We start from the raw sequence: 16,771 nt of genomic DNA, 5'->3' as shown, positions 1-16,771 counted from the left end.
TTTGTTAGTGGTACGCCACTGTTAAAAAAAGGGGCCGCGGCCCCTTTTTTCCATTGAAAGCCACGCATGACTATTTCTAGCCGCAATCCCCGCCTGGCCAGGCTGGCGCCGCTGGGCAAGACGATGCGCAGCGTCATCGTCTGCTCCGTTACCGAATGGCTGGAACACCGCGCGTCCAGCAAGGGCGCCGCGCTCGCCTATTACACTCTGTTTTCCGTCGCTCCCATCCTCGTGCTGGTGATCGCCATCGCCGGCTTTTTCTATGGCCAGTCCGCCGCGCGCGGCGAACTGATGGCCCAGCTGCAAGGCTTGCTCGGCACGCAGGGCGCCGAAGCGATCCAGCTGGTGCTGGCCGGCGCCCAGAACCACGACCAAGGCCGCATCGCCACCCTGATCGCCGGCGCCCTGCTGCTGTTCGGCGCCACCAGCGTGTTTGCCGAGCTGAAGGCCAGCCTGGATGAAATCTGGCAAGTACCGGCTCTGAAGGAATCGGGCGCCTGGGACATGCTGCGCACGCGCCTGCTGTCGTTTGGCCTGGTGCTGGTGCTGGCCTTCCTGCTGATGGTGTCGCTGGTCATCAGCGCCGCCATGGCGATCCTGGAAAATTACTGGGAAGGACACTGGAAAGACGCCGCCGTGCTGTTTTCCGTCCTGTCGAACCTGATCGGCTTCGGCGTGATCGCCTGCCTGTTTGCCGTCATCTACAAAATGCTGCCGCGGGTGCGCCTGTCGTGGCGCGACGTGATGATCGGCGCGCTCGGCACGGCCTTCATGTTCTCGCTGGGAAAATACGCGATCGGCGTGTACATCGGCAACAGCGGCGTGGCCAGCAGCTATGGCGCGGCCGGCTCGCTGGTGGCGCTGCTGATCTGGATTTACTACTCGGCGCAGATCTTTTTCCTCGGCGCCGAATTCACGCGCCAGTTCACCTTACAACTGGGCAGCATGAAAGACGCACCGAAGACGGAAGATGGCGACCTGGTGACCAAGGTATTGAAGCGGCACCAGTCGTGATGTGATTATTGCGCAATAAAAAACGGCATCCGAGGATGCCGTTTTTTTATGCCGTCATGCGCCAACACTGTTGTCGGATAACACCACTGCCGCCCGCAAAGGCGTTCCGGGCCAAGCGGGGAGGGCAAGGCGCAGCGACGAAGACAGTACGCATGTACGGCGAGGAGCTGCAACGCCGCCATCGGCATTTTCTCGGGCCCGCGCCTCCGGCCCGCCATTTTCAGTAATCCGACAACATTGTTGGCATCACTGGTGGTGTCGGGTTACGCCCTGCGGGTTAACCCGACCTACCCCACCTACTCTCCCAGCAACTCCGCCACCACTTCCATGCCCTGCACGCGCTCGGCCACCACCTTGACGATGACGATGATGGGCACGCCCAGCAACAAGCCCCAGACGCCCCACAGCCAGCCCCAGAACAGCAGGCTCACAAACACCGCGGTCGGGTTCATGCGGGCGATGCGCCCGGTCATCCAGGTGGTGACAAAGGTCCCGACCAGGGTGGCGATGCCGAGCGAGGTGGCCATCACCAGCAAGACCATTTCCAGCGATTCGAACTGCAGAAAGGCGACCAGGCCGGTGGCGATGGTGATCAACAGGGGGCCGAAATAGGGAATGATGTGCAGCAAGCCGGCCATGATGGCCCAGGCGCCCGCATTTTCCAGGCCGATGAAATGCAGCACCACCCACATCAGCAGCGCCAGCAAGACATTGGTGACCAGCAGCATGAACATATAGTTCTGGATCGAGGTGTTGATATCTTCCAGGATATGCACGGTGACTTTTTTGCGGCTCAGCGACGGCCCTGTCAGCTTGACCAGCTTGCGCTTGAAGGTATCGCCCGACAGCAGCAAAAAGAACACCAGGAAAATCACCATGGTGGCCTGGCTGACAAAGCCCATCAGGCCCAGCGAACCGGCCCAGACCCAGTCCATGATCTTGAAATTCGGGCCTTCGGCGGCGGCGGCGCGGCGCACGTTGCGGCGCGCTTCGGCGCCGGCGGCCACCTGCTCGATTTCATTGGCCACCGCCTGCATCTTTTGAAACGTGCTTTCCTTGCCGCCCGTGTTGGCGGCGATCAGGCGCGCCAGCTTGTGCGTGGCGGCCGGCAATTCTTCGACGATGGATTCGAATTCACCCTGCACGCGCTCGATGACGACGATGGAGCCGAACAGGATCAGCGCGGTGACCACGGTGGCGCCGATGGCCCGCGGCAAGCGGATTTTTTCCAGCCAGGCGACGAGCGGATTGAGGGTATAGGCAATGAAGATGCCGAAGATGACGGGTATCAGGAATTTCTGCGCCCACTGCAGCGCATAGACAAAACTCACAGTGGCGATAATGCCGAGCGCCAGGCCACGCGCATTGACATGCAGCGGCAGGCGCAAGGCCGGGTCAAGCTGGGGCTCCACAGGCGTGCTTGCAGGTGGCTCGGCAGGAGCGGCGGCAACCGCCTTGGGAGGAAGTTCGGCTGGGTGGTTCATGAGACTCCCGCTACGGTCTGTGGATGGCCAAAGCGCCTGCCGTCATGGCAGGCGCTTCGGCGGGACGGACAATGACTTGAAATTACTTGACGCGAATATCGTTCTTGACCGATTTCACGCCTTTGACGCCGCGGGCGATTTCGCCGGCTTTGGCGGCATCACCTGGCTGGGCAACGAAGCCGCTCAGCTGTACCACGCCCTTGAAGGTTTCGACGTTGATTTCGGTGGCTTTCAGGGTCGGCTCGTTGATGATGCTGGCTTTCACCTTGGTGGTGACCAGTGCGTCGTCGACGTATTCGCCCGTGCCTTCCTTGGTTGGGGTCGAAGCACAGCCAGCAACGGCGAACAGGGAAGCAACGAACAGGCCGGTAGCGATAGATTTGGTGAATTTCATGGTATTTTCCTTAGGAGTGGTCAATCAAGGGTGCTCAAAATGAGCTTCTTATTACAGTTCAATTCAAGCGTTTGAAACGCTTAATAGTTGAACTGGGTTTTTGCAGCCTTTACACATTCGTCCTTGGCTGCGCCGGCCAGGGCGTCACACTTTTCAGTGGCGACCTTGTACTCGGCTTTTCTTTTGTCTTCACGCGCATCGCTGCGCGCTTCGATGACTTTCTTGTCCGCCTTGGCATCGGCCAGGGCCGCCACCTTGGTCGACTTGGCCAGTTTGACGCAGACATCCTTGTCGTTGCCGGTCAGCGCATCGCAGCGCTTGAGGTCGACGTCATAGTTGGCATCGGCAATCTTGACGCGGGCCTTGGTATAGGCGCGCAAGGTGTTCGTGTATTGGGCCTGGGCCACCGCTTCGTCATAGGCACGCACGGCTTTCGCTTCGGCGATGCAGACGTCCTTCGGATTGCCGGTGATTTTTTCGCACTCGGCGTGAGCGGCCTTGTAATTGACGCCAGCCTGGTCGTTGGCCGTCTTGTAGGCGGCTTTTGCTTCCGGCGTGGCGGCCACTGCGGCGCCACCCCATGCTGCACAAGCCAGGCCCACGAGGACTGCGGCGAAGGTCTTGCTGATATTTTTGTTATTCATGTGATGCTCCCTGGTAGATGATCTTTTGCCGATCTGCGTGGCATGACTACCGTTTTACGTGGATCGCCGACGACGTTCTGTACGCTGCCGTACACAAGCTGGCTAATTTCACATCGCAAGGCAAACAGGGGACAAATAACCACAAATGAAGAGAGCGGCCCATGCCGGATATGGAAATCAGGCAACAAATAAGTACGTGCGGCAGCGTACAGACCGCGGCATTCGCCCTGCCTAAGATGAGCTCATGCACTTTAACAACGTCAGGAGAATAAAATGAAAACCAACGCCACCTTGGCTGCACTGATGCTTGCCGCGACCGCCGTACTGAGTGGTTGCGCCAGTACCGCCCCATCGCAAAACTACAATGGCTCGCAGCCTGAATCGGCCACCTATGGCACCATCGATTCGATCCAGGCCGTCCAGGGCCGTGCACAAACCAGCGGCGCGGGCGCGGTGGTCGGCGGTATCGCGGGCGCCCTGCTGGGCAGCAATATCGGTTCGGGCAGCGGCCGCACCGCCGCCACCGTGGCCGGCGCCGTCGCCGGTGGCGTCGTCGGCAACCAGGTCGAAGGTCGCCAGCAGCAGGCACAGAATTACCAGATCAATGTACGCCTGGACAATGGCCAGTACCGCAACGTGGTGCAGGACAGCATCTATGACCTGAATCCGGGTAACCGCGTGCGCGTCATCGACGGCCGCGTCTACCGCTATTAATCCATGACGGCGTGATCGCCGCGTGATGGCCCCGCCGGGCCCTTCCCCTACCGCACACTACAAGGAGTTACCATGGGCACCATTATTCTGGTTATTTTGATCCTGGCGCTGATCGGCGTGCTGCCGACCTGGCCGCACAGCCGCAGCTGGGGTTACGGCCCCAGCGGCGTGGCCGGGCTGATCGTCGTGATCCTGATCCTGCTGTTACTGACAGGCAGGCTGTAACGATAACGAAAAAAGGCGCCGCGGCGCCTTTTTTCATTCTGAGAGGAACTACCATGAACAAGCTTGTCGCCACCCCTTTGACCGCCCTGCTGCTGGCCTGCGCCGCACCATGGTCCCTGGCGCAAACCGGGACGCCCACCGGCACGCCGCAAGCCGGCGACCCGGCCCGCTGGTACCAGGCCGACAGCACGCCGCAAGCCCAGCTGCGCACCTTGCACAAGGAAATCGGCGCCGCCCTGGGCGAGGCAAAAAAAGCCTGCCGCCAGGAAGCACCTTCCGATCGCAGCGCCTGCCTGAAAGCCGCGCAAGACACGTATCGCCAGGACATGGCCAACGCGCAGGCACTGCGCGACGCGGCCCATCCGAAATAACGTCTATACCGTGCTGCGCTCGTACGGCGGCAGCTCGTGCACCACCAGCGGCGTGTCTTCCGTGACGAACGCCAGCCAGCCGGCCGCCTTGACGGCCCGCAGGCCATCCTGGTAGCCCTGCTCCCAGCGCCATTCGATCGAACCCTTGGAAAAATTGATGTCCTTGGCCGCCATATGCCAGTCGCGGCCCGCATACGGCAGGCGCACGATGTGCATGGTGCTGTCGCAGCCAAGCGCGATCAGCTCCTCGGTCTGCTGGCGGTTGTGAGCGTTGTCGGGCAGTTTCGCGTACAGCTCGCGCAGCTTGTGCTGCAGGGTATGCGTGCTGACGTAGTCCTCGATATGGCGCTTCGAGCGCGAGGCAAACGTGACGTCTTTTTGCCGCGTCTGCACTTCGTCCAGGGTGGTCGGTTCCGGCCCTTCCGAACTCCACAGGTCGACCATGAAGACCAGGGTGTCGACATGGGGCGTGTCGTCGAGCACGGTTTCCAGCGGCGTATTCGAATACAGGCCGCCATCCCAGTACAGATCGCCATCGACGCGCACACCGGGAAAACCGGGCGGCAAGGCGCCGCTGGCGCGGATATGGTCGACGTCCAGGCGCTGGTGCTGGCTGTCGAAACTGTGCAGGCTGCCGCATTTCACGCGCAGCGCGTTCACCGACAGCCGCATGCCGCCGGGCTGGTTCAGGTAGTCGAAATCGACCAGTTCTTCCAGGGTGGTGGCCAGCTCGCTGGTGTCGTAGTAGCTCGCCTCTTCGGGCGGCACGGCCAGGCCGGCGGGAAACAGGCTGAACAGGCGTGGCTTGAAGAAGCCGGGCACGCCGCGCAGCACCGTGTCGAGCGTGGCCAGCCAGATATTCGAGCGGCGCTGCGCATCGCCCACGCGCGTCATGTCGATGCTGTCGCGGTGCGACACGCGCCGCCAGAACTCCTTCAGCCGCACCAGCCGGTCCTCATGCTTGTTGCCGGCCAGGATGGCCGCATTGATGGCGCCGATCGAGGTGCCCACCACCCAGTCGGGCGCCAGCGCATGTTCGTGCAGCGCCTGGTACACGCCGGCCTGGTAGGCACCCAGGGCGCCGCCGCCCTGCAGCACCAGCACGATGCGCATGCGCGCGGGATTCAAGGGATTGATCATGGTCGTCAAGATAACTCCGGGCTCTGGCGTGCAAGGCTGCACCGTGATTCATTGTAAGGGATCGCGCGGGCCGGCGCAGGACGCATGGCATGGGTAAGGCACAGCCGCACGGCGCACCTTGCAAGCCCGGCATACGACATCACACCCGAAAACCGTGATACAGATAGTTTTCCTGATGCTTTGCGACGATTTTCCAGATACTTCACCGATCTTTTCAAGTTAATAGTTTACATAAAAATTTACAAGCAATTGATTAAAAAAGACTTTTTAGATGAAATTTGAGATAATTATTGACACCATTGTCAATAGCAAGGGTGTATACCATGAGCAATCCCAAGTTCGAACACGTTGAACTCAAGCTATGCAACCCGACATTCGACTCGCCGCTGGTCGATGTCGTCAACGAACTGGAGCATCTCCGGCGCCTGCGACTGGGCGGCAGCACGCCGCCAGACGTGTTCTTCCAGCTCAAGCACATCTTCCACATGCTGGAAAGCCTGGGGTCGGCTCGCATCGAAGGCAATCACACCACCCTGGCCGACCTTGTCGACGCAACCATACAGGACGGCGGCACAGCTGGAGGTGGCGACCAGATGAAAGAAATCACCAACATCGAATTGGCGATGAGGTATGTCGAGCAGGCCATGGAACCGGGCGCGCCATTGACCGAAACGTTCATCCGTGAGCTGCACGAGATTGCCGTCCGCACGCTGGAGCGCGAAGGGGACCAGACACCGGGCGCGTATCGGGAGGGATCGGTAAGGATTGCCATGTCGGCACATCTGCCACCCGAAGCAGTTGCGGTGCCGCAGTACATGAAGGAGCTGACTGACTTCATCAACCATGCCTCGGCGCCAAAATACGACCTGATGAAGGTGGCCCTCACCCACCACCGGTTTGGCTGGATTCATCCTTTTTCAAATGGAAATGGAAGGGTCGTTCGCCTGCTGACCTATGCCTTGCTCATCAAGTACGGATTCAACGTCAAGGATGGGCGCATATTGAATCCGACCGCAGTCTTCTGCAACAACCGGGAGCGCTACTACCAGATGCTCGGTGCGGCGGATACCGGGACGACAAAGGGCATTGAAAACTGGTGCATCTACGTGCTGGAGGGGATTTTACTGGAACTGCAGAAGGTGGATCGGCTGACGCGATACGACTACATCGAGCAAAAAATTCTCGTGCCGGCACTCCGCCTGTCACGCGAGCGGCAACTGATCACGCCTGACGAACACCAGGTCCTGCTGGAAGTTGTACGACTGAAAAGTGCGAAGTCGGCAGACCTGAAAAAAGTCATGCCCAAGCTGACCGACAACCAGCGCACCTATCAGATAAAAAAATTGGTGGAACTGAACATGCTGCAAGCGATCTACCCGGGCGCCAGGCAATATGCTATCCGTTTCACGCACAATTACCTGCTGCGCGGCGTCATCCAGGCCCTGACCGAAGAGGGATTCGTGCCCGGCTTCATGGAAAAATAAAAAGATTCATGCAAAAAAAACGCCGTCAATGACGGCGTTCGGGATGGTGCTGCAGTTTCAGTGCTTGCGCCGCAGCCAGCCGGCGGCAACGGCGGCGACGGCCACCAGCACCAGCGCCGGCTTGACCAGCTTCTTGCGGCCGATGAAGGACAGCGCCGTCATCGCGTAAGGCATCAGGCTTTGCAGGCGAAAGCCGCCCGGCGCCAGCAGTGATTCGACGCGGTGGCCGGCAAAGCCGCTCACCGTGTGCATCACGCCCTGCAGCATGGTTTCGGGGCGCAGCGCATGGCCCACATTGGCGCGGGCATGCACGATGCTCACGCGGTACAGTTCGCCTTCGGCAATCAATTGCCGCTTGCGCGCCGCTTGCAGCGTCATTTTGTCGTGGTCCGACATGAGTGTTTCTCCTTGGGCAGCATGGCAAAGACAAGGCCCGCAGGGAAGCGATTCCGTGCGGGCCTTGCCAGCTGGTACTAGATCAGCATGTCGCGGTCGGCCTTCAATTCAGCCATGGTGGCTGGCAGCGAAAGCTTGCCTTGACGTAGCATCGCGCGCGCGTACATGACGAGCCCGACAGCCAGCAGCAGGAACACGGCCGTCATGATCAGCAGTATCTTCCAGCCCAGACTATCCCAGGCCAGGAAGACCACCAGCACGCTGCCATAAGCGATGGCAAACAGGCCCGCCACCATCGCCAGGGCGAAAATGACGACCAGTTGCAGCAGATGGTTGCGCACTTCCGACAATTCGATGCTTGCCAGTTCCAGCCGCGACAACATCAGTCCGACCGCGTTTCTGGCCAGGCCGGCGATCGAGGCGATCAATCCCGGCCCCTGGTGAGACGAAGCAGACTTGTCCATATCGCTCCCGACTTGGTTACTTGCGGCCCAGGATAAAGCCGATCAGCACGCCGACGCCAGCGGCGAGGGCCACCGTGCGCCATGGGTTTTCTTTCACATAGCCATCAGCTTGGGATGCCAGTTCCTTGGCCGACACGATGGCGGCGGCTTGGGCTTCCTGCGCCTTGACCAGGGCGGCGTCCAGGGTTTTCATGCCCTTGACGCGCACTTCGTCGGCTTTTTCGCCGGTCAGGGCGGCAGCGGCGCTGAACAATGCCTGGGCATCTTTCACCAGGGTTTTGACATCGTTATTGACGGTGGTGATATTGTTTTCCAACATGGTTAAACTCCTCAGCGGTGGATGAATGTATTGTGGTGACAACGTTTTGACGAAAGCTTATTCCATCAGATCGCGCATGTCGTCGGCGTGCTCTTCTTCGACGGCCATGATCTTGATCAACAAGTGGCGCGTGGTCGGGTCCTTCTCGCCGATCGTGACGATCATCTGGCGGTACGATTCGATCGCCACGCGCTCGGCGATCAGATTGGCCTTGACCATGCTTTGCACGTCGTCGGAGTCATCATACTCGGCATGGCTGCGCTCAAGCAATGTTGCCGGATTAAAATCTGGCTTGCCGTTCAATTGAACGATGCGTTCGGCCAGCCAGTCGGCGTGTTCCTGTTCCTGCTGAGCATGTTCGAGGAACTCGGCCTTGATGGTGCCGTTATCACGTCCGCTCACGGTGTAGTAATGGCGCTTGTAGCGTGCAATGCACACCAGCTCGGTCGCCAGGGCGCCATTCAACATGGTGATGACTTCCTGGCGGTTTCCCTGGTAGCCTTCCGTGACGGCGCCATCGTCCAGATTGCGGGCGGCGGCGCGAATGGCGGCGGTATCGATTCCCGAAGGAGTGGCAACTGAAGTATCGGACATAATTTTCCTCTCAATTCTAGCGTGGGTATCCGCCGGCCAAACAGGGCCGGCGCTGCCTTGGTACTGCCGCGGCACAGGGCGCCTGCCCCGTGCCGCGCGTGACACCAATCAGTTCAGATTAACGACGGGCGGGAATGGCCGTGTTGTCTTCCGACAGCACGATTTCCACGCGGCGATTCAGCTGGCGATTCGCCGCCGTATCGTTGCCCGCCGCAGGGTAAGCGACGCCATAGCCGCGCGTGGCGATGCGGTCGCGGGCGATGCCCTGGCCCAGCAAGGCGTTACGCACGGACTCGGCACGGCGCTGCGACAGTTCCAGGTTATGCGCGGCGCTGCCGGTGCTGTCCGTAAAGCCTTCGATCAGCACGGTGCGCTGCGGATTGTTTTTCAGCACTTCGGCCAGCTTGTTGGCGGTGTTGACGCCGTTCGAAGTCAGGTCGGCCTTGTCGGTGCCGAACAGCACGTCGCCCAGGGTGATGATCATGCCGCGTTCGGTTTTCTTGGCGGCCAGGTCGGCCAGTTGCATTTCCAGGGCGCTAGCGCGGGCCTGGGCATCGCGGGTCGCCATTTCAGCGCTTTGCGCCTGGGCCTTGGCCGCTTCGGCAGCCGCCTGCGCAGCCTGGGCGCGGGCGGTGGCCTGGTCAGCCTGCTGGGTGCGTGCTTCGAGGCGCAATTCGTCGCGCTGCTTGCCAGCGTTGGCGACATCAGCCTCGGCGGCTTTCTGCTTGGCGACTTCCTGTGCGGTGGCGATTTTTTGCTTGGCCAGATAGGCCAGCTTGTCGACCTGCTCCTTGTCTTCCTGGCGGGTGGCGGCGGCATTTGCCGCTTCCAGCGCGGCGCTGGCGTCACGCCATTCGCGCGCCGCATAGGTCGATACCATCGGGTTCGACTGGGCGGCCATGTAGTCGCCGCGGGTCTGGTCGAGCAGGCTGGTGGTGGTTGGCGCGGAGCTGCAGGCGGCAACCAGGGCAGCCATGGCCAGCAGGCCGGGAATCGTGGTGTAGGTAGCTTTTTTCATGATGATGGGTTCCTGTTCTTATTGTTGGGGAGCTTGACTGTTGGCGCGGTTCAGTTCTTCGCGCATGACGCGGATGTTCTCGTTGATTTCGTCGGCGGCGGTGGTCGCCTTGGTCGAATTGGCCTTGCTTTGCGCCAGCTTGGCATCGGCTTGCGCCTGGTCGGCCAGCTCGCGTGCCAGCTTGTAGTCGCGGTCTTTCAGCGCCTGGTTGGCGCGCATCATTTTTTCGCGGGCCGAACGCATTTCATCGGGCGCCAGTTCGGCGGCGCCGGCGCTGGCGGCGTTGTCGAGTGCGGCACGCGATACGGCCACGTCGGCGGTGGCCGGCGTTTTCTGGCTGGCGCAGCCGGTCATCAGGACGACGGCGGTGGCGCAGGCGGCCAGGGCGGTCAGCGGGGATTTCAAAAGATCTCGGTTTGTCATTTTTTTTCTCCTGGAGAACATGAATCGGATAACTTTAGGGGGCATCAAAACTTGTGCTACGGCGCCACGCTGATGCATGAAGCGGCGCCTGATGTATGACGTTATAGCCCCTGCCACGGGCGCTATCAGTTCGGTGCCGCACATAGCGTACGAAAGCGACAATAGTCAGCGCAACAACGTGCGCCAGCGTACAAATGGACGGGAAAAACCGCGCTTTTGCTGTAGCATCGGGCATACTCCCGCACCCTGTACCGCTCGCCAGAATTATCCGGAAAGATTGCTCCATGCCTTACCTGCCGCTCCCCAAATCGCGCCGCGCGAAGATCGTCCTCGCCACCGCCGGCCTGCTGGTCGCCGTGCCGGCCGTCACCATCGTCGTGCTGATGCATGCCGACTGGAACCGCGCCAAGCCCTGGCTCAACGCCCGCACCAGCGAAGCGCTGGGCCGCCCGTTCGCCATCGAAGGCGACCTGGCGCTGGCCTGGCGCCAGCCGGCGTCAGCGGAAAAACAGCGCGGCTGGCGCGACTACCTGCCCTGGCCACATCTGCAGGCGCGCGATGTGCGCATGGGCAATCCGGCCGGCATCGTCGCCGATCCGCGCCATCCGCAGTCGGCCAGCGTCAGCCAGCTGGCCTTCTCGCTCGACCCGCTGGCCTTGCTTGATAAAAAGATCGTGATACCCGAACTGCGTTTCGACGCGCCGCAGCTACGCCTGCTGCGCGGCAAGGACGGCAACAACAACTGGACGTTTGAAAAACAGAACCCCGGTTCGTCGTGGCAGTTCGAGCTGCAAAGCGTGGTCTTCAGCAAAGGCACGGTGTATCTGGAGGATGGCATCACCAACTCAACCATGCGCGCCGACGTCGACACCATCGTTGACGCGCGCTACGGCATCGCCTGGACCCTGGCCGGCACCTATCGCGGCGCGCCCGTGAAAGGCAGCGGCAAGGCCGGCGGCGTGCTGTCGCTGCAGCAGCAAAGTACGCCGTTCCCGCTGCAGGCCGAGATGCGGTCGGGCGGCACCACCCTGGCCATCGACGGCACGCTGACGCGCCCGACCAGGCTGGCCGCGCTCGACGTGCTGCTGAAAATATCGGGCCCCAGCATGGCCCAGCTGTATGCCTTGACCGGCGTGCTGCTGCCGGAAACGCCGCCGTTCAGCGCGCAAGGACATCTGACCGGTGTGCTCAAGCGCGGCGGCAGCGACTGGATCTATGACAAATTCACCGGCAAGGTGGGCTCCAGCGATATCAGCGGCAGCGCGAAGTATTCCGAGCGCAAGCCGCGCAATGTGTTGACCGGCAATGTCCATTCGAAGCTGCTGCACTTGAACGACCTGGGGCCGCTGGTGGGCGCCGACAACCGCGCCAGCAAGGTGCAGCGCGGCGCGCAACTGAACCAGCCGGCCGGCCGCGTGTTGCCGATCGAAACATTCAAGACCGAACGCTGGGCCAGCCTCGACGCCGACGTGCGCTACACGGCCGACACCATCACGCGCGACGCCAACCTGCCGATCAGCCAGGTCGACACGCATATCGTGCTGAACGACAGCGTGCTCTCGCTCAACCCGCTCAACTTCAATATCGCCGGCGGCACGCTGGTGTCGCAGATCCGGATGGACGGCAGCGGCAAGACAGCGCCCGGGCGCATCGCCGCCGAACTGAAGGCGAGCGCGCGCCGCATGCAGATCAAGCAGCTGTTTCCCAACCTCAAACCATTGCAAGCCAGCGTGGGCCAGATCAATGGCGACGCGGCACTCACCGCCACCGGCAACTCGGTGGCCAGCTTGCTGGGCAATTCCAATGGCGAAGTCAAGGCACTGATCAATGGGGGCAGCGTCAGCAAGCTGCTGCTTGAAGAGATGGGCCTGAACATCGGCAGCGTGGTGCTGGCCAAGCTGTCGGGCGACAAGCAGGTCAAACTCAATTGCATGGCGGCCAGTTTCGGCGTCACGCATGGCCTGATGCAGACGCGCCAGTTCATCGTCGACACGGACGATGCCACCTTGCATGTCGACGGCACCATCAACCTGGAAAATGAAAAACTCGATCTGACCTTGCAACCCGACAGCAAGGGCGTGCGCATCTTCTCGCTGCGCGCACCGATCTATGTGAAGGGCACCTTCAGCGACCCCGATGTCAGTATCGACAAGGGCGTGGTGGCGCTGCGCGCCGGCGGTGCGCTGGCGCTGGCGGCGGTGGCGCCGTTTGCCGCCCTGCTGCCGCTGGTCAATGCCGGCCCCGGAGAACAGAGCGAATGCGCCAGCTTGCTGAACCAGGCCAGCCGCAAGCCGGTGGCGCCCCAGCCGGGCAAGACCCGTGCACGCCAGGGCGCCAAACCGAAGACCGGCGAGCGGGCCCTGCCACGCTGAGGCGCGATGTCGCATTTACATTTGTTACACCCCTATGTGCGTTGCCGAACAGATTTTAATACCTTGCAAACCTATTCTGTAACTGTGCCTGAACATTGACTGGCGTACCTTATTACCGGCCTCTACCCTGCCGGCGCCACGGGACTGAATCCAAAGGAGAACTACCATGCAAACGATTAAAAAACTCGCCGCTACCACTTCCATCGCCGCACTGGTGCTGAGCCTGACCGCTTGCGCCAATATGTCCGGCCAGGATAAAAACACCGCTGTCGGCGCCGGCATCGGCGCCGTTGCCGGCTCCGTGCTGACCGGCGGCAGCGCCGTTGGCGCAGTGGGCGGCGCCGCCGTCGGCGGCGTGATCGGTAACCAGGTCAAACCGAAGTAATCTTCGGCAAGCAAAAAAGCGGGGCGGCTACTTCGGTAGCCGCCCCGCTTTTTTGCGCCTGGCGCCTGGAGCTATACAAAAACATTGGCCATGCCGGCCGTGCCCGTATCCTTGACCAGTTCATAGCAGCGGCACGATACCGCTTCCAGCCCGGCCGAATCGAGGATCTCGATATTGCCGCGGCTATAGGTAATCAGTTTCTGCTGCTGCAGCGCGCTGGCCGCCTTGGTCACGCCGACCCGCCGCACGCCGAGGGTGTGGGCCAGGAATTCATGCGTCAGGTGAAATTTTTCCGACTGCAGGCGGTCACGCGTGATCAGCAGCGAACGGGCCAGCCGCGCTTCGAGCACGTGGAAGCGGCTGCACACGGCAATCTGGATGGCTTGCGCCAGCAGGGTGTCGGTGTAACGGTACAGCAGCCGCTGCAGCGACTCGAGCTGGGCGAATTCGGCGCAGAAATCGGCGCGCGCGATACGGCTGGCGCTGCCGGAACGCTGGACGACGGCGCGCACCTGCGCCAGTTCATGGCCCAGCGCGACGGAGGCGCCCAGCACGCCTTCGCGGCCGACCGAGCCCACTTCGAGCGTCATGCGGCCTTCGGCCACGGCCAGCAGCGAGATCAGGCAGTCGCCCGGAAAATAGATGTGGCCGATCGGCTGGCCCGGCTCGTACAGCACGTCGCCGACGTCGACCGTGACGGTATCGAACAGCGCCGACAGATGCTTGAGGTCGGACTCCGGCAGGCTGGCCAGCAGGCGGTTGCCCGCAGCGGCCGAGGCCAGACCGGAGCGGCCTGCATCACGGGGCAGGTTGATGGTAGCGGTCATTGATGGCATTGCCTTTTCCTTGGTGTCGTTACAACTCGACATAATTTTTACTTAGCCTACGGGGCCGCCTTGCGCATGTATGTACGGTGACGCACGGAAGCGAATCACGTGGCGACGCACACTCGGGGCCTCAAGCCAATAACAAGATTCAAGCAGAGATTCAGAGCGCGCCCTTCCCGGCGCCAGCCATCCAGATTTCATTCACAGACAAGACAGGAGCATTTCATGACCACCACCACCAAATCCTTGCATCCCCTGATCCTCGCCGCGGCCGTTGCCGTGGTGCTGTTTTGCGGCGTCGGCACGGCCGCCCTGATGGGCTGGCTGCCCACCTCGGACAGCCGCGAAGCCGCACCGTTGAGCAGCGCCGCCTCCAGCGAACAGCTGGCCAGCCTGCAGGCGATCGCACCACCGGCAGGCGCCCAGCCGCTGGCCGCCCTCCCCCAACAGCAGCCACAGCAACTGGCGGCACAGCCGGCGCCAGCACCACGCCCACAACCACAGCCTGAACCGCAATATGCGGCGGCCCCGGCACCGGCGCCCAAGGTCTGCGGCAACTGCGGCGTGATCGAAGCCATCCATGAAGTCAATACCCGCGCTTCGGGTAGCGGCGTGGGTGCGGCCGGCGGCGCCGTGGTCGGTGGCCTGCTGGGCAACCAGGTGGGTGGCGGCCATGGCAAGCAGCTGGCCACCGTGCTGGGCGCCGTCGGTGGCGCCGTGGCCGGCAACCAGATCGAAGGCAGCGTGCGCGCCACGCGCAGCTACAACATCGTGGTGCGCCTGGACAACGGCAAGACCCGCACCGTGCATCAAAGTGCGGCGCCGAACTGGCGCCAGGGCGACCGCGTGCGCGTGGTCAACGGCGGCCTGCGCGCCGGCTAAGATCATCTTGTTTCGTTGCTGATTGCACACACGCCCGGCCAGTCCGGGCGTTTTCTTTTTGATCATGTTCGTTGGCGCACAGATGAGTCGGCGCCGTCGTTAGATGATGCACTCAGGAAATCTAAAAGCGCATCACCACCAACGGAGGCGGACATGAAGCACGACATTACAGGCAGCAACAAAATATGGCTGAGCTTTATCGGCGGCGGCATGCTGGCGACGATATTGGGCTTTTGCGCGCTGGACCTGGCGCCCGGCGGTGCGGTCGCCCCCGTGTTCGGCGTGATGCTGCTGCTGACCGGCGGCATGCTCAGTTGCCTGGCGGGCGCCGTCGGCATGGCCGGCATGCTGGCCTGGCTGCCCGGCATGGGCGAAGCAGAACATGCCAATGTGCAAGGAAACACGAATAAGTAAGAGTTATGTACGACACCGTACAGATAGTTTCGGCAGCAAAGTAGACAATGCGTCATGGCATCAGCGTTTTGCAGGGAGTGTCACTCCGGCAGCAACGCAAATGGCAAAAAGCCGATGACAGCGCAGGTGCACCCACCTCGCGGTCATCCACACATTACTCACGGAGGACACATCATGCTCTATACAATCGCAGTAGTACTCATCATTCTCTGGCTGCTGGGTTTGGTTACTTCCTACACCATCGGCGGCTTCATCCATATTCTGCTGGTCGTGGCAGTGATCATGATCCTGTTGCGTCTGATCAGCGGGCGCGGTCTATAGAGGCTGTGGCCGGCTCTGCTTGATGCTGGCGGCGGCGCACGTGCGAACGGGCGCCGTCTTTCCATTGGCACTGGCAAGCCCGGCGATTTTGCAGTAACGTGTGCGGGTGATCCCCCCGGGTACTTTCAAGAACAACACTAGGAGAAACTCCATGAATCCATTCAAAACCGGCCCTGGCGCCAAATCCGTGATCGGCATGCTGGCCCTGACGATCGCCGTTTCCGGCTGTGCCGACATGTCGGCCACCCAACGCGGCACGGCCACTGGCGCCGGCGTCGGCGCCGGCCTGGGCGCATTGATCGGTGGCACCACCAGCGGTGGCGGCAGCGGCCGCACGGCTGGCGGCGCCCTGCTGGGCGCGGCTGCCGGCGCAGTGGTCGGCAATATCTGGTCGAACCGCATGGAAAACCAGAAACGCACGATGGAACAAGCGACGCAAGGTACCGGCGTGCAAGTGACGCAGACCTCGGACAACCGCCTGAAAATGGAAATCCCGAGCGACATCTCGTTCGATACCAACCGCGCCGATATCAAGGGCAACTTCCGCCCCATCCTCGACCGCTTTGCCGCCACCCTGAACGACAACCCGAGCACCACCGTGAGCATCATCGGCCACACGGACAGCACCGGCAGCGCCTCGATCAACGAGCCGCTGTCGGTCGAACGCGCCGCGCACACGCGCGACTACCTGTCGATGCGCGGCGTCTCGCCGACCCGCGTGGTGGTCGAAGGCCGCGGCGCGCGTGAACCGATCGCGTCGAACTCCGACAACGACGGCCGCGCCCGCAATCGTCGCGTGGAAATTTACGTAGCCGAGATGGCTCCACGTTAATTTTCAACAGCACCAAACAAAACAGCCGGACCACTTACATGGCCCGGCTGTTTT

22 protein-coding genes are annotated in these 16,771 nt (G+C 61.7%); 11 read left to right on the top strand and 11 right to left on the bottom strand.

Annotated features, from left to right (window positions below; all coding sequences use genetic code 11):
- The first annotated feature begins 66 nt into the window (after positions 1-66).
- Positions 67-1,014, top strand: coding sequence for a YihY/virulence factor BrkB family protein (locus ACP7B7_RS21455; RefSeq protein WP_308922272.1), 948 nt, complete (start codon positions 67-69; stop codon positions 1,012-1,014).
- Between the two features lie 296 nt (positions 1,015-1,310).
- Here ACP7B7_RS21455 and ACP7B7_RS21450 read toward each other — a convergent pair whose 3' ends face one another.
- The 3 genes from ACP7B7_RS21450 to ACP7B7_RS21440 all read right to left on the bottom strand — a co-directional run bounded on the left by ACP7B7_RS21450 (position 1,311) and on the right by ACP7B7_RS21440 (position 3,536).
- Positions 1,311-2,498, bottom strand: coding sequence for an AI-2E family transporter (locus ACP7B7_RS21450; RefSeq protein ID WP_426077998.1), 1,188 nt, complete (start codon positions 2,496-2,498; stop codon positions 1,311-1,313).
- 82 nt (positions 2,499-2,580) lie between these two features.
- Positions 2,581-2,892, bottom strand: a complete 312-nt coding sequence (locus ACP7B7_RS21445) for a BON domain-containing protein (RefSeq protein ID WP_152244645.1) — start codon at positions 2,890-2,892, stop codon at positions 2,581-2,583.
- 80 nt (positions 2,893-2,972) lie between these two features.
- Entirely contained in the window at positions 2,973-3,536 is a 564-nt protein-coding gene (locus ACP7B7_RS21440) for a hypothetical protein (protein ID WP_426077997.1), read from the bottom strand.
- A gap of 273 nt (positions 3,537-3,809) precedes the next feature.
- Between ACP7B7_RS21440 and ACP7B7_RS21435 the strand changes: the two genes are divergently transcribed.
- The 3 genes from ACP7B7_RS21435 (at position 3,810) to ACP7B7_RS21425 (ending at position 4,846) form a co-directional block, all read left to right on the top strand.
- On the top strand, positions 3,810-4,250 hold the full coding sequence (locus tag ACP7B7_RS21435) for a glycine zipper 2TM domain-containing protein (RefSeq protein ID WP_308922274.1): 441 nt from the start codon (positions 3,810-3,812) through the stop codon (positions 4,248-4,250).
- A gap of 72 nt (positions 4,251-4,322) precedes the next feature.
- Positions 4,323-4,475, top strand: a complete 153-nt coding sequence (locus ACP7B7_RS21430; RefSeq protein ID WP_065307223.1) for a DUF3309 family protein — start codon at positions 4,323-4,325, stop codon at positions 4,473-4,475.
- A 53-nt stretch (positions 4,476-4,528) separates the two neighbouring features.
- Complete coding sequence (locus ACP7B7_RS21425) at positions 4,529-4,846, top strand: hypothetical protein (RefSeq protein ID WP_426077996.1); 318 nt, start codon at positions 4,529-4,531, stop codon at positions 4,844-4,846.
- A gap of 3 nt (positions 4,847-4,849) precedes the next feature.
- Here the strand turns inward: ACP7B7_RS21425 and ACP7B7_RS21420 are convergent, their stop codons facing one another.
- Positions 4,850-5,986: a patatin-like phospholipase family protein gene (locus tag ACP7B7_RS21420; protein ID WP_426078014.1), complete on the bottom strand. Its 1,137-nt coding sequence runs from the start codon at positions 5,984-5,986 to the stop codon at positions 4,850-4,852.
- 323 nt (positions 5,987-6,309) lie between these two features.
- On the opposite strand from ACP7B7_RS21420, the gene ACP7B7_RS21415 reads away from it, so the two are divergent.
- A complete protein-coding gene (locus ACP7B7_RS21415; RefSeq protein WP_426077995.1) occupies positions 6,310-7,470 on the top strand; it encodes a Fic family protein in 1,161 nt (386 codons plus the stop codon).
- A gap of 57 nt (positions 7,471-7,527) precedes the next feature.
- On the opposite strand, the gene ACP7B7_RS21410 is transcribed toward ACP7B7_RS21415, so the two are convergent.
- The 6 genes from ACP7B7_RS21410 to ACP7B7_RS21385 form a co-directional block, all read right to left on the bottom strand.
- A complete protein-coding gene (locus ACP7B7_RS21410) occupies positions 7,528-7,866 on the bottom strand; it encodes a hypothetical protein (protein ID WP_308922277.1) in 339 nt (112 codons plus the stop codon).
- 77 nt (positions 7,867-7,943) lie between these two features.
- The gene (locus tag ACP7B7_RS21405; RefSeq protein ID WP_308922278.1) at positions 7,944-8,330 is read right to left on the bottom strand and encodes a phage holin family protein; all 387 of its coding nucleotides are present in this window, start codon (positions 8,328-8,330) and stop codon (positions 7,944-7,946) included.
- Between the two features lie 16 nt (positions 8,331-8,346).
- The gene (locus ACP7B7_RS21400) at positions 8,347-8,649 is read right to left on the bottom strand and encodes a DUF883 family protein (protein WP_094446027.1); all 303 of its coding nucleotides are present in this window, start codon (positions 8,647-8,649) and stop codon (positions 8,347-8,349) included.
- Positions 8,650-8,706: 57 nt separating this feature from the next.
- Entirely contained in the window at positions 8,707-9,243 is a 537-nt protein-coding gene (locus ACP7B7_RS21395; protein ID WP_308922279.1) for a ferritin-like domain-containing protein, read from the bottom strand.
- Positions 9,244-9,361: 118 nt separating this feature from the next.
- Complete coding sequence (locus ACP7B7_RS21390; protein ID WP_308922280.1) at positions 9,362-10,261, bottom strand: OmpA family protein; 900 nt, start codon at positions 10,259-10,261, stop codon at positions 9,362-9,364.
- 18 nt (positions 10,262-10,279) lie between these two features.
- On the bottom strand, positions 10,280-10,684 hold the full coding sequence (locus ACP7B7_RS21385; protein WP_308922281.1) for a DUF4398 domain-containing protein: 405 nt from the start codon (positions 10,682-10,684) through the stop codon (positions 10,280-10,282).
- A gap of 284 nt (positions 10,685-10,968) precedes the next feature.
- Here ACP7B7_RS21385 and ACP7B7_RS21380 point away from each other — a divergent pair, with 284 nt between their 5' ends.
- Positions 10,969-13,056, top strand: coding sequence for an AsmA family protein (locus ACP7B7_RS21380; RefSeq protein WP_426077994.1), 2,088 nt, complete (start codon positions 10,969-10,971; stop codon positions 13,054-13,056).
- A gap of 166 nt (positions 13,057-13,222) precedes the next feature.
- Positions 13,223-13,441: a glycine zipper 2TM domain-containing protein gene (locus tag ACP7B7_RS21375; RefSeq protein ID WP_065307233.1), complete on the top strand. Its 219-nt coding sequence runs from the start codon at positions 13,223-13,225 to the stop codon at positions 13,439-13,441.
- A 71-nt stretch (positions 13,442-13,512) separates the two neighbouring features.
- Here the strand turns inward: ACP7B7_RS21375 and ACP7B7_RS21370 are convergent, their stop codons facing one another.
- Positions 13,513-14,268 carry a Crp/Fnr family transcriptional regulator gene (locus ACP7B7_RS21370; protein WP_374694329.1) on the bottom strand — a complete coding sequence of 252 codons (756 nt, stop codon included), beginning with the start codon at positions 14,266-14,268 and terminating at the stop codon, positions 13,513-13,515.
- 225 nt (positions 14,269-14,493) lie between these two features.
- Between ACP7B7_RS21370 and ACP7B7_RS21365 the strand changes: the two genes are divergently transcribed.
- From ACP7B7_RS21365 to ACP7B7_RS21350, 4 genes are all read left to right on the top strand, one after another.
- Entirely contained in the window at positions 14,494-15,150 is a 657-nt protein-coding gene (locus ACP7B7_RS21365) for a glycine zipper 2TM domain-containing protein (protein ID WP_308922284.1), read from the top strand.
- 153 nt (positions 15,151-15,303) lie between these two features.
- Positions 15,304-15,564, top strand: coding sequence for a hypothetical protein (locus tag ACP7B7_RS21360; RefSeq protein WP_308922285.1), 261 nt, complete (start codon positions 15,304-15,306; stop codon positions 15,562-15,564).
- Between the two features lie 174 nt (positions 15,565-15,738).
- Complete coding sequence (locus tag ACP7B7_RS21355) at positions 15,739-15,885, top strand: lmo0937 family membrane protein (protein ID WP_121670992.1); 147 nt, start codon at positions 15,739-15,741, stop codon at positions 15,883-15,885.
- A 151-nt stretch (positions 15,886-16,036) separates the two neighbouring features.
- Complete coding sequence (locus tag ACP7B7_RS21350; protein ID WP_426077993.1) at positions 16,037-16,717, top strand: OmpA family protein; 681 nt, start codon at positions 16,037-16,039, stop codon at positions 16,715-16,717.
- Positions 16,718-16,771: the final 54 nt, after the last annotated feature.

This window comes from Janthinobacterium sp. PSPC3-1 (assembly GCF_049896105.1).
Taxonomy (GTDB): Bacteria; Pseudomonadota; Gammaproteobacteria; order Burkholderiales; family Burkholderiaceae_D; genus Janthinobacterium.
Note: the sequence above shows the minus strand (reverse complement) of the source record. Positions and strands in the feature narration are given on the sequence as shown.

What these genes read in the sequence shown, in the direction of transcription:
- ACP7B7_RS21455 (WP_308922272.1), top strand. Translation starts at nt 67, where the DNA reads ATGACTATTTCTAGCCGCAATCCCCGCCTGGCCAGGCTGGCGCCGCTG.
- ACP7B7_RS21450 (WP_426077998.1), bottom strand. Translation starts at nt 2,498, where the DNA reads ATGAACCACCCAGCCGAACTTCCTCCCAAGGCGGTTGCCGCCGCTCCT.
- ACP7B7_RS21445 (WP_152244645.1), bottom strand. Translation starts at nt 2,892, where the DNA reads ATGAAATTCACCAAATCTATCGCTACCGGCCTGTTCGTTGCTTCCCTG.
- ACP7B7_RS21440 (WP_426077997.1), bottom strand. Translation starts at nt 3,536, where the DNA reads ATGAATAACAAAAATATCAGCAAGACCTTCGCCGCAGTCCTCGTGGGC.
- ACP7B7_RS21435 (WP_308922274.1), top strand. Translation starts at nt 3,810, where the DNA reads ATGAAAACCAACGCCACCTTGGCTGCACTGATGCTTGCCGCGACCGCC.
- ACP7B7_RS21430 (WP_065307223.1), top strand. Translation starts at nt 4,323, where the DNA reads ATGGGCACCATTATTCTGGTTATTTTGATCCTGGCGCTGATCGGCGTG.
- ACP7B7_RS21425 (WP_426077996.1), top strand. Translation starts at nt 4,529, where the DNA reads ATGAACAAGCTTGTCGCCACCCCTTTGACCGCCCTGCTGCTGGCCTGC.
- ACP7B7_RS21420 (WP_426078014.1), bottom strand. Translation starts at nt 5,986, where the DNA reads ATGATCAATCCCTTGAATCCCGCGCGCATGCGCATCGTGCTGGTGCTG.
- ACP7B7_RS21415 (WP_426077995.1), top strand. Translation starts at nt 6,310, where the DNA reads ATGAGCAATCCCAAGTTCGAACACGTTGAACTCAAGCTATGCAACCCG.
- ACP7B7_RS21410 (WP_308922277.1), bottom strand. Translation starts at nt 7,866, where the DNA reads ATGTCGGACCACGACAAAATGACGCTGCAAGCGGCGCGCAAGCGGCAA.
- ACP7B7_RS21405 (WP_308922278.1), bottom strand. Translation starts at nt 8,330, where the DNA reads ATGGACAAGTCTGCTTCGTCTCACCAGGGGCCGGGATTGATCGCCTCG.
- ACP7B7_RS21400 (WP_094446027.1), bottom strand. Translation starts at nt 8,649, where the DNA reads ATGTTGGAAAACAATATCACCACCGTCAATAACGATGTCAAAACCCTG.
- ACP7B7_RS21395 (WP_308922279.1), bottom strand. Translation starts at nt 9,243, where the DNA reads ATGTCCGATACTTCAGTTGCCACTCCTTCGGGAATCGATACCGCCGCC.
- ACP7B7_RS21390 (WP_308922280.1), bottom strand. Translation starts at nt 10,261, where the DNA reads ATGAAAAAAGCTACCTACACCACGATTCCCGGCCTGCTGGCCATGGCT.
- ACP7B7_RS21385 (WP_308922281.1), bottom strand. Translation starts at nt 10,684, where the DNA reads ATGACAAACCGAGATCTTTTGAAATCCCCGCTGACCGCCCTGGCCGCC.
- ACP7B7_RS21380 (WP_426077994.1), top strand. Translation starts at nt 10,969, where the DNA reads ATGCCTTACCTGCCGCTCCCCAAATCGCGCCGCGCGAAGATCGTCCTC.
- ACP7B7_RS21375 (WP_065307233.1), top strand. Translation starts at nt 13,223, where the DNA reads ATGCAAACGATTAAAAAACTCGCCGCTACCACTTCCATCGCCGCACTG.
- ACP7B7_RS21370 (WP_374694329.1), bottom strand. Translation starts at nt 14,268, where the DNA reads ATGACCGCTACCATCAACCTGCCCCGTGATGCAGGCCGCTCCGGTCTG.
- ACP7B7_RS21365 (WP_308922284.1), top strand. Translation starts at nt 14,494, where the DNA reads ATGACCACCACCACCAAATCCTTGCATCCCCTGATCCTCGCCGCGGCC.
- ACP7B7_RS21360 (WP_308922285.1), top strand. Translation starts at nt 15,304, where the DNA reads ATGAAGCACGACATTACAGGCAGCAACAAAATATGGCTGAGCTTTATC.
- ACP7B7_RS21355 (WP_121670992.1), top strand. Translation starts at nt 15,739, where the DNA reads ATGCTCTATACAATCGCAGTAGTACTCATCATTCTCTGGCTGCTGGGT.
- ACP7B7_RS21350 (WP_426077993.1), top strand. Translation starts at nt 16,037, where the DNA reads ATGAATCCATTCAAAACCGGCCCTGGCGCCAAATCCGTGATCGGCATG.